Annotated in this window: 20 protein-coding genes; all 20 read left to right on the top strand. The window is 60.9% G+C overall.

The features are described from left to right. The first annotated feature begins 21 nt into the window (after positions 1-21). The 20 genes from ACFE7X_RS07625 to ACFE7X_RS07720 all read left to right on the top strand — a co-directional run bounded on the left by ACFE7X_RS07625 (position 22) and on the right by ACFE7X_RS07720 (position 15,126). Complete coding sequence (locus tag ACFE7X_RS07625) at positions 22-1,008, top strand: hypothetical protein (protein ID WP_375435080.1); 987 nt, start codon at positions 22-24, stop codon at positions 1,006-1,008. A gap of 84 nt (positions 1,009-1,092) precedes the next feature. After that, a complete protein-coding gene (locus ACFE7X_RS07630; RefSeq protein ID WP_375435081.1) occupies positions 1,093-1,419 on the top strand; it encodes a hypothetical protein in 327 nt (108 codons plus the stop codon). A gap of 53 nt (positions 1,420-1,472) precedes the next feature. Next, positions 1,473-2,021 carry a hypothetical protein gene (locus tag ACFE7X_RS07635; protein ID WP_375435082.1) on the top strand — a complete coding sequence of 183 codons (549 nt, stop codon included), beginning with the start codon at positions 1,473-1,475 and terminating at the stop codon, positions 2,019-2,021. A gap of 12 nt (positions 2,022-2,033) precedes the next feature. Beyond that, the gene (locus tag ACFE7X_RS07640; protein ID WP_375435083.1) at positions 2,034-2,258 is read left to right on the top strand and encodes a hypothetical protein; all 225 of its coding nucleotides are present in this window, start codon (positions 2,034-2,036) and stop codon (positions 2,256-2,258) included. A gap of 91 nt (positions 2,259-2,349) precedes the next feature. Beyond that, entirely contained in the window at positions 2,350-2,517 is a 168-nt protein-coding gene (locus ACFE7X_RS07645) for a hypothetical protein (RefSeq protein WP_375435084.1), read from the top strand. After that, positions 2,514-3,155, top strand: a complete 642-nt coding sequence (locus tag ACFE7X_RS07650; protein WP_375435085.1) for a hypothetical protein — start codon at positions 2,514-2,516, stop codon at positions 3,153-3,155. Before ACFE7X_RS07645 ends, ACFE7X_RS07650 begins: the two co-directional genes overlap by 4 nt. Then, positions 3,148-4,437, top strand: coding sequence for a DNA modification methylase (locus ACFE7X_RS07655; RefSeq protein WP_375435086.1), 1,290 nt, complete (start codon positions 3,148-3,150; stop codon positions 4,435-4,437). The genes ACFE7X_RS07650 and ACFE7X_RS07655 overlap by 8 nt, the downstream gene beginning before the upstream one ends. Beyond that, positions 4,412-5,101, top strand: coding sequence for a hypothetical protein (locus ACFE7X_RS07660; protein ID WP_375435087.1), 690 nt, complete (start codon positions 4,412-4,414; stop codon positions 5,099-5,101). The genes ACFE7X_RS07655 and ACFE7X_RS07660 overlap by 26 nt, the downstream gene beginning before the upstream one ends. After that, positions 5,088-6,746: a hypothetical protein gene (locus tag ACFE7X_RS07665; RefSeq protein ID WP_375435088.1), complete on the top strand. Its 1,659-nt coding sequence runs from the start codon at positions 5,088-5,090 to the stop codon at positions 6,744-6,746. Before ACFE7X_RS07660 ends, ACFE7X_RS07665 begins: the two co-directional genes overlap by 14 nt. A gap of 338 nt (positions 6,747-7,084) precedes the next feature. After that, positions 7,085-7,420 (top strand): hypothetical protein, encoded by a 336-nt coding sequence (locus tag ACFE7X_RS07670; protein ID WP_375435089.1) that lies wholly within the window; start codon positions 7,085-7,087, stop codon positions 7,418-7,420. A gap of 1 nt (position 7,421) precedes the next feature. Continuing rightward, positions 7,422-8,792: a hypothetical protein gene (locus ACFE7X_RS07675; RefSeq protein WP_375435090.1), complete on the top strand. Its 1,371-nt coding sequence runs from the start codon at positions 7,422-7,424 to the stop codon at positions 8,790-8,792. Further along, entirely contained in the window at positions 8,767-9,789 is a 1,023-nt protein-coding gene (locus ACFE7X_RS07680; protein WP_375435091.1) for a DUF6712 family protein, read from the top strand. The genes ACFE7X_RS07675 and ACFE7X_RS07680 overlap by 26 nt, the downstream gene beginning before the upstream one ends. 23 nt (positions 9,790-9,812) lie before the next feature. Continuing rightward, entirely contained in the window at positions 9,813-10,370 is a 558-nt protein-coding gene (locus tag ACFE7X_RS07685) for a bacteriophage holin (protein WP_375435092.1), read from the top strand. Further along, on the top strand, positions 10,370-10,873 hold the full coding sequence (locus ACFE7X_RS07690) for a lysozyme (protein ID WP_375435093.1): 504 nt from the start codon (positions 10,370-10,372) through the stop codon (positions 10,871-10,873). The genes ACFE7X_RS07685 and ACFE7X_RS07690 overlap by 1 nt, the downstream gene beginning before the upstream one ends. Before the next feature lie 5 nt (positions 10,874-10,878). Beyond that, positions 10,879-11,406, top strand: coding sequence for a hypothetical protein (locus tag ACFE7X_RS07695; RefSeq protein WP_375435094.1), 528 nt, complete (start codon positions 10,879-10,881; stop codon positions 11,404-11,406). A 198-nt stretch (positions 11,407-11,604) separates the two neighbouring features. Next, positions 11,605-11,895, top strand: coding sequence for a hypothetical protein (locus ACFE7X_RS07700; RefSeq protein ID WP_375435095.1), 291 nt, complete (start codon positions 11,605-11,607; stop codon positions 11,893-11,895). Between the two features lie 327 nt (positions 11,896-12,222). Then, positions 12,223-13,209, top strand: a complete 987-nt coding sequence (locus ACFE7X_RS07705; RefSeq protein ID WP_375435096.1) for an amidoligase family protein — start codon at positions 12,223-12,225, stop codon at positions 13,207-13,209. Position 13,210: 1 nt separating this feature from the next. Continuing rightward, positions 13,211-13,444, top strand: a complete 234-nt coding sequence (locus ACFE7X_RS07710) for a hypothetical protein (protein WP_375435097.1) — start codon at positions 13,211-13,213, stop codon at positions 13,442-13,444. A gap of 351 nt (positions 13,445-13,795) precedes the next feature. Beyond that, positions 13,796-14,587 carry a hypothetical protein gene (locus ACFE7X_RS07715; protein ID WP_375435098.1) on the top strand — a complete coding sequence of 264 codons (792 nt, stop codon included), beginning with the start codon at positions 13,796-13,798 and terminating at the stop codon, positions 14,585-14,587. Next, positions 14,584-15,126: a hypothetical protein gene (locus tag ACFE7X_RS07720; protein WP_375435099.1), complete on the top strand. Its 543-nt coding sequence runs from the start codon at positions 14,584-14,586 to the stop codon at positions 15,124-15,126. The genes ACFE7X_RS07715 and ACFE7X_RS07720 overlap by 4 nt, the downstream gene beginning before the upstream one ends.

Genomic DNA, 15,126 nt, shown 5'->3' on the forward strand with positions numbered 1-15,126 from the left:
CATTTTTTATATCCCCATCCGATGACTATCGCAGCCATCATTGCTGAGTTCGGTGCCTATTACCTCAACAACGGCCAGAACGCCACGCGTCTGGTGCAGTTGCTGTTCCGCCGCGGCGTAACCGAGCAATTGTTCTCGTCCCTCGTCACGGACGACACCATCTACCAAGCGGCTAAGACGGTGCTCGGCACCATCCTGCAGCCGTTCCAGAAGGGCTGGACCCCGAAAGGCAGCCTGACGGTGACGCCGATCACCATCAAGCAGTTCAAAATGAAGGCCGACGTGGAGGAAACGCCCGATGATTTGGAAGCCACCTGGTTGGGCTTCCTGGCTGACGCCAGCCTCAAGCGTACCGAGTGGCCCTTCGTGCGCTGGTTCATGGAGGTGCACCTGATTCCGCAGGTAGAAGAGGATTACGAGCTCAACGAAATCTACGGCGGGGTGCGCGTAGAGCCGACTAACGGCACGGCAGGTGCTCCGGGCACGGCTATGGACGGCATTCGCAAGATCCTCAACGACCACACTTCGGCTGGCCGCATTACGCCCATGGTACTCGGGGCTATTCCAACCGACCCAGTGGCCTTCTGCGAGTACGTAGAAGCCTTCGTGTATGGCACCAACAAGCGCTATCGCAGCGCCTTCATGAACCTGGCTATGAACGAGGACTTTGCGTTGCGCTACGCCATCGGCCGCGCCAAGAAGTACTCGTTGCACACCCAGGCTATTGAGGCGCCTATCACGCCCGATTTGAGTGGCACCACGCTGACGGCTATTCCGATTCAGCACGCCAAGCAGCAAGTCGTCGGCCTGCCCTCGATGGGCAACTCCGAGAAGATCTGGATGACGCCGCCGGCTAACGCCAAGCGCCTGGCTAAGAAGAGCCAGAACATGACCCAGTTCCAGATCGAGAACGTGGACCGCAAAGTGAAGCTCTACACCGACTTCTGGAAGGGAGTAGGCTTCCTCTTGCCCGAGGCCGTGTTCACCAATGACAAGGACCTGGTCTAGTCCGGATAGCATAAAGTCGGCCCGCTCCTGCTAAGGGAGCGGGCCTGGCTTACCTCCTCACTTCATTTTCAAGATTTTACAGCCATGGGCGCTAAAGTAGAAACCCCCAAAACCCCCGAGCAGATCATCGCCGACCTGCAGGCAGAATTGGCTGCCTCCAAACAAATCATTTCCGGCCAGGCTGAGCAGCTGCAGGCCGCTGAGGCAGGTGCTGCCGAAGGTCGCCCCGTGGTAACCCACGACAAAAAGCATTACCGCGTGCTGGTGAAGCAGTTTTACTTCAACGGCGTGGAAATCAAGGCGGCTGAGTTGAAAGACAAGACGGACCTAGTAAAAGAGTTGGTGGAGAAAGAAAGCGGCGTGCTGCAACTCATCACCAAGGCGGAAGCCGACGCGGAGGTGAAAGCCTAAGCGTTTCTATCGCTATTCAATCCATCCTCTCATTTTATAACGATTCTATCCTCATGGATTTGTCAAGCTTAACTCACCTGGGGGGCCTGGAAGGCGCCGATAACACGCCCGGCCTGCTCGGCTACGTGTTGTGGGCACCCATCAGCTGGTTCACCACCATCGCCAAAGCGCCCAAGTACGATGGCGCGGCAGTAGCCGGTACCTCGGCCCGCATCACGGCCGACCACGCCTTCAAGGCCGGTAAAGGCTTTTTGCGCATTTACATCACCTTGGATTCCAACGAATTGAAGGGCGAGGTAGTGGGCGAGCGGGACGGCCGCGGCCAGAAAATCACCTTCGAAGGCTTTCACCCCGGCAACAAGGCCGAGGCATTGGAGCTGGTCAACGTCGTCAAAAACGTGGACGGCATCATGCTCGTGCCCGATGCTGATGGCACCTACATTCAAGTGGGCGCCCAAGGCTTGCCCGTAGAACTGGCCCCGTCTTACGGCTCGGGCAAGCTCTCCGGTGGTCGTCGCGGTACCGTTTTGAAGGGCGAGTGCTACTCGACCGGCATCAAGATCTACGAAGGCGACGCCATCGAAAAGCCCGTCGGCGCCTAAGCCTACCTTCTGATGGAGAAGAAGTTCCAACCCCAGCTGCGGCCCGAAGTGGCAGAGAAGTACCGTGCCACCATCGTCCCCACGCGTATCGAGATCCAGCGCCTGGACCGCACCATTGACCTGACCCAGCTTACGCTGGCCGAAGCCGATGAGCTGGTGAAGGACCCCAAGTTCACTTACCTGGTGGCCAAGCGCAAGCGCAAGGCCACTGTCGCCGCCAAAGCCGACGTGAAGTAGCAAAGGTGAACTTGGAAAAAGGCCCGGACCGGCAGGTTCGGGCCTTTTTTTCGTCCTTTTTCACCGAGGCAGGCCGCGGCAGCTTTGGGCTATGAAAAGATTACTCGTGCCCCAAAAAACTGCCGTCGTGGAACTGCTGGATGGCCGCAAGGTCCGCATTATTTCCTTCGACCCCTTTTCCAAAAAAGTGAACGTGAAGAGCCTCGCCACCGGCCTGCCCTTCACCACCACCGAGGATCAACTGCGCCTGTCCCAATGAGGGCCGCCCTGCACGCCTGGCTAGCCGCGCCCACTTCCTTCGCGGCCGGCGCGGCGCTCTATGCGCAGGTAGGGGGCAGTGCCGTGTACGGGCAGTTATTCGCCCTGGGTGAAACCAGCTACAGCCGGCAGGTGCTCGTGCGCGAGCTACGCGTCCTGGCCTCGGGGCTAGAGCAAGGCCCCACGCTGCCGGCGGCACCGCCGCCTAAAATGGCACCAGTGGCCCCGTTAGCGCCATCGGAACCCCCACCAACCCACACCGATTCCCCGTTGCTGGCCCCCTTGCGCGACCAGTTGCGGCAACTGCGGGACGAGCGCAGTCAACTCCATGCCCAACTCACGGCCCCACGCCTAAGCCGCACCGACCGCCGCAAGATGGCCCTGCGCATCTGCGAGCTGACCGGCCAGGTGGGGCAGCTGCTCGCGGCCGAGGCGCACGTGCTCAGCCAGGGACGCTTGCCCGGCGTCGTAGCCACGGCGGACGTGACGGATACCGGTGAGCTACGTCGGCGGCTCGACAACCTAATCAGCCTGCGCGCCAAGGTGCGCAAGCGCCCGGAACGCGCCGCGGAGCTGCCAGCTCTCGACGCCGATATCATCTTGATCCGCCACAAATTATCCGCTACGACTCGTGTCTGAAGAATTGTTACCCCTAGAATGGGACACTGTAAAGCGCCGGGTGCGCGACCTAGTGCCCCTTGATTATAATCCACGCACGCTTACCGAGGAAGGGCGAGCCCGCCTCCGGCGTAGTATTGAAAAATTCAATCTGGCGGAGATTCCGGCTATCAACCGCGACAACGTGGTGCTGGCCGGCCACCAGCGTTTGAGTGTACTGCTCGACCTGGGCCGCGGCGAGGAGATGATCCATGTGCGGATACCCAACCGGCAGCTAACCAAGGACGAGTTAGACGAATACAACGTCACCTCCAACGTCGGGGCCGGCAGCTGGGACTACCAGAGCCTGCTCGACAACTTCAGCCACCTCGACCTGAACAGCATCCTGGATGCGCCCATGCTCGACACGCTGGCCGAATTATCGGCCCTGCCACTACAGCCGGCGGAAGAAGAAGAGTTCGACCCGGCGCCGCCGGCTACGCCCATCTCCGTGCTGGGCGACGTGTACGAATTAAGCAGTGATGCCCGCGGCCTGCAGCACGTGCTGGTGTGCGGCTCGTCCACCGATTCGGACGTGGTGGCCAAGGCCCTGGCCGGCAAGCTGATTGACTTGGTCAACACCGACCCACCCTATAATGTCAACTACCAGGGCAAAACCAAGGATGCGCTCAAGATCGAGAACGACAGCATGGACGATGCCTCGTTCCGGGCGTTCCTCTACGATTATTACACCAACTGCTTCACCTTCATGAAGCCGGGTGCGCCTATCTACGTGTTTCACGCCGATAGTGAGGGTGCCAATTTTCGCGTAGCACTTCAGGAGGCTGGCCTTAAACTTTCCCAGTGTTTGGTGTGGGTGAAGCAGCAGTTCGTAATGGGCCGCCAGGACTTCCACTGGCAGCACGAGCCCATCCTCTACGGCTGGAAGGAAGGCGCCGCGCACAAGTGGTATTCCGACCGCACGCAAACCACGGTGCTTCAGTTCGACCGCCCCCAGCGCAATGCCGAGCACCCCACGATGAAGCCGCTGCCTATTCTGGAGTACCAACTCGAGTGCTCCAGTAAGCCCGGCGACGTGGTGTTCGATGGCTTCAGCGGCTCGGGCTCCGTGCTCATCGCCTGCGAGAAGCTGGACCGGGAAGCCCACGTGGTGGAACTCGACCCGGGTTACGTGGACGTGGATGTGCGGCGCTACATCAAGTTCATGCGCGACAATCAGCGCCGCTTCACTATCACCCGCAACGGCGAGGAACTCACCGACGCGCAACTAGACGAGTATGTCAACGCCGCAGCTACTGCCTAAAAGTCTGCCGGGTGCCTCGGACGTGGTGCTGCACAAGTCCACGGCCGTCGAGCGCATCTACGCCGCCAGCATCGCCGAGGCCAACGGCGAGGGGCCGGGTCTCAAGTCGTTGTCGGCGGCCGACCAGTTGGTCAATCAGCAGATCGAGTCGGCGTACGCGCTGCTAAGCAACTACCACACCTTCGACCAGGCCTGGCCGCTACTAGCCAAGCAGTTCGGTATCAGCCGGGCCACGTGCTACCGGCGTCTGGCCGACGCCCAGAACCTGATGGGCGACTTAAAGAAAGTGCGCAAGGAAGGCCGCAAAGCCATCCTGCTGGAGTTTGCCCGCAAGATTCTGCAACTGGCCCTCACCCAGCGCCCACCCGACCTGGGCAAGGCCCTGGCGGCAATGAAGTTCGAAGCCAACATCGCCGGCCTCATGCGGGCCGATGCGGGCCAGGAAGAGGCCGCTGCCGGCTCCGGCAACACTTCCTACGTCATCAACCTGCAGGTGGGCGCCAATAAGCCGCGCACCATCGATTTGAGCAACCTCAACGACGTGCAGGACGCCGATTACGAATTGATTCAGGAAGCGGTGCAGCAGAGCGTGTTCGGCGGCGACCAGATGCAGGCCATGCTGCTCGAGCGGCGCGAGGAGGGCGCAGACGGTGGTAATAGTTGATCAGGTAAAGCTTAAGTTCAACCAGCCGCAGCTGCGCTACATCACGGCCAAGGGCAAGAAGGAGGGAACCAGCGTCTGGGGCCGCGGTACCGGCAAGTCCACGGTCATTGCCTGGGACATGCACGAAATCGTGAAGACCATGCCCCGCAGCTGCTGGGTTATTGTCGGCTCGACCTACAAGCAAGTGCTCACGCGCACCTTGCCCTCGACGATTGCGGGCCTGGAGGCGCTGGGCTACAAGTTGGACCGCGACTTCTACGTGGGCCGCCGCCCACCGCCGTCGAAACTGTTCGAGCGACCTATCCAGGGGCCGCTGAGCTACGACCACTTCATCATCTTCAAGAACGGCACCGGGTTTCACCTGGTCTCGCTTGATGCGGGTGGCAGTGCCTCGCGGGGTCTGAACGTGGACGGCTTTATCGGCGACGAGGCCTTGCTCTTCAACAAGGACAAGCTCGATGCCGACTTGTCGGCCACCAACCGCGGCAACGGGCAGTATTTCGGTAAAAACCCCAAGCACCACGGCGTTTTCCTCTTCAGCTCGATGCCCTGGGGCGACCAGGGCCGCTGGCTGCTGGAGAAGAGCAAATACTACGAGAACGACGGGATTGATCTTACCGAACGGCAAAACGAGCTGATTGCGGCCCAAGTGCGCTTCATCGACGCCGAAACCGACGAGGAGCGCCTGCACATCTGGCGGGAGCAAGTGGTGCAGCTGATGATGGACATCCGCTATTATCCCAGCGCGGCCAACAAAGGCTCTTTTTATTCCGAGGCCAACGCCTTCGATAACATCCAGAACCTGGGCCTGCAGTACCTGCTCGACCAGCGCCGGTTCATGACCGACTTCACGTTCCTGATTGAAATCATGAACCGGCGGCCCACTACGGTCGAGGGCGGGTTTTACCCGCAACTCAACCAGGCCCGCCACGTGGTGGAGGCCGATAATGACGATTACATTCTGGGGCTGGAGTATAACCTCAAGAAGCTCAGCCAACCGGATAGCCGCATGGATAGCGACTGCCGCAGCCACTTACCCATCGTAGGGGCCGTGGACTGGGGTGGCAAGATATCGGTGCTTACGCTGGGCCAAAAGCATGCCGACGTGCGCGAATACCGTGTGCTGAAGGGGATGTACGTCAAGCACCCCAAGCTGGTAAGTGACCTGGCCAACGCCTTCTGTGACTACTACCAGCACCATCTGCGCAAGGAACTGATCTTCCTCGAGGATGCCGAGTGGGGCAACAACCGCAACCCCAACAGCCCCTGGACCCTGAACGAGACCTTCATCAAGGTACTCCAGAGCCGGAAATGGCGCGTCACCAGGGCCAACCTGGGGCGCGTACCTGGGCACCCCACGCGCTATGTAGTAGGGCAGGAAGTGCTGGCCGAGAAGGACCCGCGGCAGTGGCGAGTACGCTTCAACAAGGTCAACACCAAGGACGTGGTGCAAGCCATGCTGCTGGCGCCCGTAGGACAGGACCCCAAGGGCAACATCAGTAAGATCAAGAAAAGTGAGCGGAATGAGAGCTTCCCGCAGGAGCACGCCACCCACTTCACGGATACTGTGGACCTGCACTTCCTCTACGTTGGCACCGACGTCGTGATGACCCAGCCTGACTTCAGTGGCCTGATCGTGGTATAGTGACATCGTAGTGACATTGCAGTGACAACCAAAAGCCCCAATGCAGTGCGCGTTGGGGCTTTTGGTTGTCCTGTGTCACAGGAATGTCACAGTAATCGCGGCGCCCCGGCCCCCGCAGATATCACCGAGGCAGCCCGCGGCAGCTGCCGGCAGGCGTTAGTGCAAGCCGGGGCACCGCGCTAGACTCGTGAGACTGCGAAACGCCCAAGCGGCCCGAAATCGGCCTGGGCAGCGCGGGAAGGCAATAGGCAGTGAGATTGGCTTTTTATGCGGTTTAGAGCCACTGAGGGCGGTTTTCTGTCCTTTTTGCGGGCCGTATGGGGTGGCAGTTTTGCCGCATGGAAACACCCGCCCCCATTCGCTTAAAAGACGCGCTGGCCCTGCTGGAAGGCGAGGCCCCGGTCGCGGTGCGCTTCGTCACGTGCGACCGGCGCCGCAAAACCGGCGGCGAGTTCCGCGAGCTGAAGGCGGCGCGCCTGGGCTCGGGCCAGCGCCAAGCCGAGGAAAAGCGGGCGCCGCTGCCGACCGGTACGAAAACGCCCGCCCGGCTGACCCGTTCGCCCGCCCACTTCGCCAATGCCACCCGCAACCTGGTGGACACCACGACCGGCAAGCTCATCAAGGTTCACATCTACCTCCTCGTGGCCGTGCAGGGCCGCAAAGTCATCATCTAGCATGAAGAAGATTTTATTCAGCACCGCCGGCAACGTCGCCTACCTGACCGGCCTTCACGGCATGGTGAACCTGGGCGGGGCACTGGCCGCGGCCAGCGCGGCCACGCAGGACGGGGCGGAACCCACTTCGCCGGTCGAGCAGGGCATCAGTGGCGAGGTGGCCTTGTGGGGCGACGGCAACGACTTTCCGCAGCAGGTCATTGCCCAGGCCGAAAAGAGCACCATCATCCCGTCCGTGCTGGACTGGAAAACCCGCGCCGTGTACGGTGGGGGGGTGGTGTACGGCCGCGTCACGGGCTACGATAAGGACGGCAATGAGCAGTTCGAGCGCGAGCGCCTCCCGGAGGTAGAAGCATTTTTCCGGCGTAGCAACATCAAGCGCTACGCCTTCGAGAGTTTGCAGAACCTGTTCTGGTTTATTCAGAGCTACCCGGAGATTATTCTCTCCCTCAACCGGCAGAAAATCACCTCGCTCACCACCCAGGACACGGCTTTCTGCCGCTACTCGGTCGTCAAAGCCGGCATGGCCACGCCCGCGTGGACCCACATTTCCGCGAACTGGCCCAACGCCAAGCCCGGCGACGCCTTCACGACCAGCGTGCCGGTGCTCGACCCTTATTACGAGCCGGTGGAGGCCCTGCGCGCCGATACGCGGGGCTTCAAGTACATCTACCCGCTGGCGCTGCCCTCGCCCGGTAAGGCCCTTTATCAGCTCGCGAGCTGGAACAGCATCCGCCGCTCCGGCTGGCTGGAAGTGGCGCAGGCCATTCCCGAGTTCAAGGCGGCCTTGTTCAAAAATCAGATGAGCATCAAATATCTGATTGAAACCCACGAGGGCTATTGGAAGTGGAAATATCCTGATTGGGATACCAAGCCCACTGAAGTTCGCAAGCAGATCATCAGCGACGAATTGGCCGACTTCGAGGCAACGATGAGCGGCACGGCCGGTACCGGCAAGTCCATCTTGTCACTCACCATCACCGACCCGCGCACTGGGGAGCAGATTTCGGCTTTCAAAGTCACGGCTATCGACGACAAAATCAAGTCGGGCCTGCACATCGAGGACTCGCAGGAGGCCAGCTCGCACATCTACACGGCCCTGGCCGTGGATCCGACCCTGATGGGCATCAGCCCCGGCAAGGGGATGGGCGCCGGCAGTGGCTCCGACAAGCGCGTGGCCTTCAACAATTTCATCAGCACCCACCGCTTCTACCAGGACCTGGTACTGGAGCCGCTCTACCTGGTGCGCGACTACAACGGCTGGCCCGCCGACCTCGAATTCCGCTTTCTCAACCCGCTGGTGCAAACGCTCGATGCGTCGGCACCCGTTAAAACCACCGTAGGCAATGCTGACCCTGCTAAAGACGAGTAACGAACTGCGCCGCTACGTAACGCTCGATAACACGGCCGACGACGTGCTCGAGCCGGTGCGGCGCGAAGAAGAGCGCCTGCGGCAGAGTTTGGTGCTGCCGCTGCTCGGGGCGCCGCTTCTGCACTGGCTGGATGCCCAGTACGAGGCGGGCACCACGCCCGACGACGAAACGCCGGCCGGCCAGTTGCTGCGCCTGGTGCAGGCGCCGCTGGCGCGCCTGAGTTTGGCGGGTTCCCTGGACGAGTTGCAGGTCACCATCAGCAACACGGGTATTCAGATCATGTCCACCCAGACGCATAAAACGGCGTTCCAGTGGCAAATCAGCAGCGTGCAGAAGACGCTCAGCCGCAAGGGTTACCAGGATATGGTACTGCTAGAGCAGTGGCTGGAAAACAACCGCACTTCCTCGCCCGAGCTACTCGCCTGGGCCGCTGGGCCGGGCCAGAACCACCGCCGGCAGCTGCTCACCGCGGCCGACGAATTCAGCCGGTTCGAGAATATCGGCAACTCCTGGCCCCTGTTTCAGGCGCTGAAGCCGCTGATCAGCACCCAGGAATTATTTGTTCTGGAGCCCCAGCTGGGCTATGACTTTTTAAGTGAGTTGCGCGAGCAGGTGCGCACCCGCACCGTGTCGGCCGAGAACGAGGAATTGCTTGAGCACTTCCTTCGCCCGGCGCTGGCTAACTCCACGCTGGCCCGCGCCATCCCCGAACTGGGCTTGCGGCTAACGGGCGACGGTATCGAGCTGCTAATCAGCCGCGTGGATACCGACAATTCCAAGGAAGCGGATGCGGGGCTCGACCGGCTGCTCCAGGACCGCGCTTTCGAGTCGCAGCGCGCCGCCGACATCCGGCTGGAGAAGATGCGCGCCTTCCTCAACCGCACGGCCTCCGCGACGCGCTACGCCACCTACTTCACCACCGGGCCTTACCGGGCGCCGAGCACGCCGGTAGTTCCTCTCAACACCGCGGAAAGCCGCGTGTACCGCTTTTTCTGATGCGCTCTTTGTTTCAATCTCTCGTGCTTCTGGTAATAAACCCGCGCATGCAGGAGGCCCTGGCCACCGGCCTGAGCCTTTCACCCTGGGTGTTGCTGGTGCGCACCTACCTCTTCGACGATTGGCAGTTTCTGGGCTTTCTGCTCACGCTCGTGGTGGTGGACACGGTGACGGGCGTGCTCCGCGGCTGGCAGAAGCGGCAGGTGAGCAGCCGCGCCTTCAGCCGCTTCTTTGTCAAGCTGCTCGTCTACCTCTCGCTGCTGATTCTGGCCCACGTGATGACCAGCTTCACTATCAAGGGCGAGGTGAACGTCTTTTTTCAGTGGTTCGACACTTTCGTTTACTGCGCCATGATGGCCCGCGAGACGCTGAGCGTGCTCGAGAACCTAGCCACCATCGCCCCTGAGTTCGTGCCGAAAGTGCTACTGAAACGACTCGCCCTCTTCAGCGAGGATCCGGAAGCCGCCCTGCGCGGCATCAAGCCCGCGGAGCCGGTAGCCGAACCCCAGGAAGAAGAGTATGTGTCCGGCTGCGCCGGCAAAATCGATGTTTCTCACCCCCAAGAAGAAGGAGTAGTTTAATGAAAACCGGAGCGAGGGGCCTTGCCCTGATCAAGAAAAAAGAGTTGTTCATGGCCAAGGCGTACTACTGCCCGGCCCACATCCTGACCATCGGCTATGGCCACGTCATTGCGGCCAACGAGCCCCATCTGAAGCAGGCCGTGCTTACTGAGGCCGAAGCGTCGGCGCTGCTCTGCCGCGACGTGCTGCGCTACGAGAAGGCCGTGCTGCGGGGCACGGAGGGCGCCAAGCTGACGCAGAATCAGTTCGACGCTTGCGTGTGCTTATGCTACAACATCGGCGAGGCAGGCTTTGAGAAATCGAGTGTGGCGCGCCTCATTAGCGCCCGTGCGGGCGAGGCTGCCATTCGCGGGGCCTGGAGCTTGTGGAACAAGATGGATGGCACCCGCAACCGGCGCGATGACGATAAGGACGGCCTCATTGATGAGCCCGGTGAAAAGCAAGTAGCCGCGGGCCTGGTGACTCGGCGCAAGGAGGAAGCGGACTTGTTTTTCTTGAAGTAGAAATCATGACTGACAACGTCAAAGAAGTAACCCGCTTAGCCTTGTGGCTATCGTTCTGGGCCTATTTCCTGTTTGTGCTGAGCAGTTGCGCGACCACGCGTCCGCTGCCGGCCGACTTGCCGCAACTCGCGGTGCACCAAGGCTCGCTGCGCCCCGACTCACTGGCCCATCTGCCGGCGTATCTGGTGCCGCCGCCGGCTGGCAGTACTCCTCGCCAGGTGCGGCAGTGGCAGCGGGCGCAAGCCCGGAACCTGGCGCGTGCGGGCCACGCGCCGCAGGTGGTGAAGGTCAAGCACAGCACCGTGGCCAACGGTTCGGGTTCTACTGCCGTGAGCACGGCCAAGAAGAGTAGCGCCGCGGCAGGGGAGGCTGCCAAATCGACGGTGGTAGGCAAGGCGAAAGGGCCGGTCGCGGCCGGCGACGGCGCCAACGTGGTGGCGACTACAAAAAAGACGTTTCCCTGGTGGGTGCTGCTAGTAGTGGCAATCCTCTTGGGGCTGAATCGGCTGCTTCGCGGCCGCTGGCTGCTCTAAATAATTACGCCCTGGCCTGCTAGCCGGGGCGTCTTGCTTTACTACCTTCGCCTCGCTAATAGATTAGAATACCACATTACCGGCACCCTGGCCGTCAGAAAACGGCAGGGGAGTAGAGCGGGAGTGTGACCCGTATACTTGGGTGCCGGTAACGGTATTCTATCTATTAGCAGCGATTTCCCCTGCTTGCTGCTGACTATGGCTAAGAAACCGAATCCTATTGGCTTTACCAAGCCCATGCCGGCTGAGGCCGAGTCGTACCTGCAACGCAGCCGGCTTGGTGATGACGACGAGGAGGAAGAGAAGCACGAAGAAAAGCCGCCACGGGCGCCCAAAGTAGTGCTGGTGTTTGTCGGTGCCATCGAAGGCAACGAAATCATGGCGGCTTACGACCTCTATCCTTTAACGCCGCTTTCCAACCTGGAGCAACAGATGCTGCAAATTATCGCGGCCCTGGAGCAAAAGGTAGAGCAGCTAGAGCATAATTAGACGTCATTTTAGTAGCACTTACCTCGAAAGCCCGCCCACTCGGCGGGTTTTTTTCGTGCCCCTATTCTCGAGCAATACCTTTGAATTGTTGATCGGACCACTGAACGCATAGGTGGCCAGACTGACAAGTTTGTTTTTCATAGCTCAGAAACACCCAGGCTTGTGGCCAGGGTTTTTTTGTGCCCAATTGCACCGTGCCAGTCGATAATTCCACCGTGCTTGGAATCTGCGCTAACGCACTCAAAAACAAGTTAATACACTTGGATGCGGCGAAACGTGATGCGTTGTTTGTCATACTAAACGACACTAGCACAACGACTTACGAGTATGACTACCGCCCAAATCCTCGCCTCGACCGGAACCACCAAAACCTGGAAAATGCAGCAACTCTTCGGCCTGGGCCTGAGTCGCCGCGAAGTGGCTACGCTGCTGGGAGTAGGCTACGGCTTCGCCCAGAACGTGTACGCCGCCTGGGTAGCGGGCCGCGCCGCCACCGCCCTCCAAGCCACGCCGACCCGCACCGCTACGGCTGCCGCCCTGGCGCCCTACACGCCCAGCCGCTTCGAGCGCAGCTTCGGCGTAGAAATCGAAGCCTACGGCGTAAGCAAGGCCGTACTGCTAGCCGAGCTACGCGCCCAGGGCCTGGAAGCCCACGACGAAAGCTACAACCACACCACCCGCCCCCACTGGAAAATAGTAAGCGACGCCAGCGTACACGGCGCCAACGCCTTCGAACTGGTAAGCCCGGTACTGCGCGGCTACGAAGGCCTGGAGGATTTGGCCCGCGCCTGCCGCGCCCTGAAGGTGACCGGCGCCCAGGTCAATTCGAGCTGCGGCCTGCACGTACACTTGGGCGCCCAGGATTTGAGCGTAGAAAACATGAAAAACCTGGTGCGTAACTACCTGGTCCTGGAAAGCAGCATCGACTCGGTAATGCCCCGCGAGCGCCGCGCCTCCAACAACAGCTACTGCCGCAGCCTACAGGGTAGCCGCACCATGGCCGAAGCCGAGCGCCAAATACTAGCCGCCACCACGGCCCAGGAGCTAAGCACCGCCGCCAACAACAACGACCGCTACCACAAGGTGAACATGCAGAGCTTCTTCCGCCAGGGTACCATCGAATTTCGCCAGCACAGCGGCAGCACGGACTTCGAAAAAATAAGCTTTTGGGTGAAATTCCTGGCCAACCTGGTCGACTACTCGAAGACCCGCCTGGTAGCCCCAAACCTGCCCGTAGCGGAATTTACTACCTTCAACCAACGCGACATTGCCACCTTCTACACCCGCCGCCGTACAGCCCTCCAAAACCGCTAACATGCCCAAATACGAACTACTTGGTGGTGGCCACATAGAGGCCACCACCGACCTTGGCTTGGTAGAGGCCCTGCGCCGCGACGCGCAGGCCTGGCTACCCAGCGTCAGCATCGAGGACTTTATGGAAGGCATGGCGGCGCGGTGCAAAATTCAAACCGGGGCCGTTGTGCGTACAAATTCCGTGGCTAATTTTATTGCGGACCTGAAAGAGCACCGGTTCGTCAACCCAGTATAACCACCCCCGACAGCGGGGAGCGGCCTGCGGGCCAAGCAGAAGGTTAGGTGAGGGTGGGTTTTGCCGTATCGGCCCCCCTAATTGTAGGCTGCCTTGAAGCCGAGAGACGATGCCTAGATCGGCCTGTTATGCTCCCCCATACGTTAGTGGCCCCATCGCAATCCGGCGGTGGGGCTTTTTTGTCCTTTTCAGCCGAAGTAGCCGGCGGCAGTTTTGCCGCAAGCTTTGTCCTCAATACAAAATCTGACCGGCTGTAAGGTGCGTTCTAGCACGGGAAGGCCCTGGCATGTGCACGTGTCGGGGCCTTTTTGTGTCCTTTTTCACCGAGGTAGCCCATGGCAGTTTTGCGGCATGGAGAAACTGCAAATCGGCCGGACGCCCTACCGGGTTGTCTCAACCTGGAACGAGCTAACCCGCGCCCAGCTGCTGGACTTACTGCGCGTGCTCTACGGTCCCGCGAACCAGCTGCCCCAACCCCTGCGGCTGCTGAGTGTGCTCAGTGGCGTCCCGCTCCCCCAACTGCTCGCGCTGCCGGCCGTCGTGGTCACGCAGCTTTATGCCCTAACCAAGTGGACCAGTAGCGAGGAGCATCACCTTACGGCGCAGCTGCTGCCCGAAGTACGTCTGCAGCGCAGCCAGCGGTATGCCGGCCCTAAATCAAGCCTGAAAAACCTGCTCTTCGGCGAGTTCATCTTCGCCGATACCTACTTCCGGGCCTGGGCCACGCACCGCTCGGCCGCGGCCCTGGACTTGTTCGTGGCCACGCTCTACCGGCCCCCCGTGCCCGGCCTGGGTCCGAGCGATGCGCGCTGGCAGGGCGACCGGCGCGAACCCTTCAACGAGCACCGCACCGAGTACTTCGCCGCCAAACTCGCTGCCCTGCCCGACGATCAAAAACTCGCCATCACCACCTGGTACCGCGGTTGCCGCGCTCAGCTGGAGAAAGAGTTCCCGGAAATATTCGCCGTGCACGAGGAAGAGACCACCGGTAAGAAGGAGGGCGGCGACTGGGGCCAGGTGCTGCGCAAGCTCAGTGGCGGCGCCTTTGGCCCTCTCGAACAGACCGCCCGCCAGCACGCCCGCACCGTGCTGGCCGAAATGCAGGATTTAGCCCGCGCTTACCAAAAAGCCTTGAAAAAATGATGCTTCGTCACTCTCAGTACGTGGGCCTGCTGCGCCTGCTGGCCACCCGCCACAAGAAAATTCAGCATACCGACGCGGCTCCGCGCTTTGTCCGGCTGGTAGTTTCCCAGGATCCGCAAATGCGCGTAGTCGACATGCACGAGTTGGTGACCAAAATCATCGGCCGCGGCATTAAACCTGGCCTTGGCCAGCAGGTGCTGGTGGCGGAGTCCTGCGTCACCGATTACCTCGACAACACGGGCGACAACCGCCAGCGCCTGCGCCACGCCGCCTTCCTGGTGCTTGTGCAGGTCAAGCTCAACGACCACGACGCCATTGAGGTAGCGCTGGACGAGACCGAGCAGACGGCCGAAGAAATCATGGGCGGGCTGGAGCATCAACTCAGCGGCCAGGTGAAGGTGCGCGTGTTGCCGGCTAGTCTGCGCTCAGAAGCCATTGGCCCGCTCGGCGACGGCACCTGGTACGGCACGCGCCTGGATTTCGATTTTACCACCCCGGCCAGTGCGGCTCTGGCCTACAACCCTAACGCTTTCAACTAG

Source organism: uncultured Hymenobacter sp., assembly GCF_964242765.1.
Taxonomy (GTDB): domain Bacteria; phylum Bacteroidota; class Bacteroidia; order Cytophagales; family Hymenobacteraceae; genus Hymenobacter.

Coding starts and splice junctions, on each gene's coding strand:
- ACFE7X_RS07625 (WP_375435080.1), top strand. CDS start 22: ATGACTATCGCAGCCATCATTGCTGAGTTCGGTGCCTATTACCTCAAC.
- ACFE7X_RS07630 (WP_375435081.1), top strand. CDS start 1,093: ATGGGCGCTAAAGTAGAAACCCCCAAAACCCCCGAGCAGATCATCGCC.
- ACFE7X_RS07635 (WP_375435082.1), top strand. CDS start 1,473: ATGGATTTGTCAAGCTTAACTCACCTGGGGGGCCTGGAAGGCGCCGAT.
- ACFE7X_RS07640 (WP_375435083.1), top strand. CDS start 2,034: ATGGAGAAGAAGTTCCAACCCCAGCTGCGGCCCGAAGTGGCAGAGAAG.
- ACFE7X_RS07645 (WP_375435084.1), top strand. CDS start 2,350: ATGAAAAGATTACTCGTGCCCCAAAAAACTGCCGTCGTGGAACTGCTG.
- ACFE7X_RS07650 (WP_375435085.1), top strand. CDS start 2,514: ATGAGGGCCGCCCTGCACGCCTGGCTAGCCGCGCCCACTTCCTTCGCG.
- ACFE7X_RS07660 (WP_375435087.1), top strand. CDS start 4,412: ATGTCAACGCCGCAGCTACTGCCTAAAAGTCTGCCGGGTGCCTCGGAC.
- ACFE7X_RS07670 (WP_375435089.1), top strand. CDS start 7,085: ATGGAAACACCCGCCCCCATTCGCTTAAAAGACGCGCTGGCCCTGCTG.
- ACFE7X_RS07675 (WP_375435090.1), top strand. CDS start 7,422: ATGAAGAAGATTTTATTCAGCACCGCCGGCAACGTCGCCTACCTGACC.
- ACFE7X_RS07680 (WP_375435091.1), top strand. CDS start 8,767: ATGCTGACCCTGCTAAAGACGAGTAACGAACTGCGCCGCTACGTAACG.
- ACFE7X_RS07690 (WP_375435093.1), top strand. CDS start 10,370: ATGAAAACCGGAGCGAGGGGCCTTGCCCTGATCAAGAAAAAAGAGTTG.
- ACFE7X_RS07695 (WP_375435094.1), top strand. CDS start 10,879: ATGACTGACAACGTCAAAGAAGTAACCCGCTTAGCCTTGTGGCTATCG.
- ACFE7X_RS07700 (WP_375435095.1), top strand. CDS start 11,605: ATGGCTAAGAAACCGAATCCTATTGGCTTTACCAAGCCCATGCCGGCT.
- ACFE7X_RS07705 (WP_375435096.1), top strand. CDS start 12,223: ATGACTACCGCCCAAATCCTCGCCTCGACCGGAACCACCAAAACCTGG.
- ACFE7X_RS07710 (WP_375435097.1), top strand. CDS start 13,211: ATGCCCAAATACGAACTACTTGGTGGTGGCCACATAGAGGCCACCACC.
- ACFE7X_RS07715 (WP_375435098.1), top strand. CDS start 13,796: ATGGAGAAACTGCAAATCGGCCGGACGCCCTACCGGGTTGTCTCAACC.
- ACFE7X_RS07720 (WP_375435099.1), top strand. CDS start 14,584: ATGATGCTTCGTCACTCTCAGTACGTGGGCCTGCTGCGCCTGCTGGCC.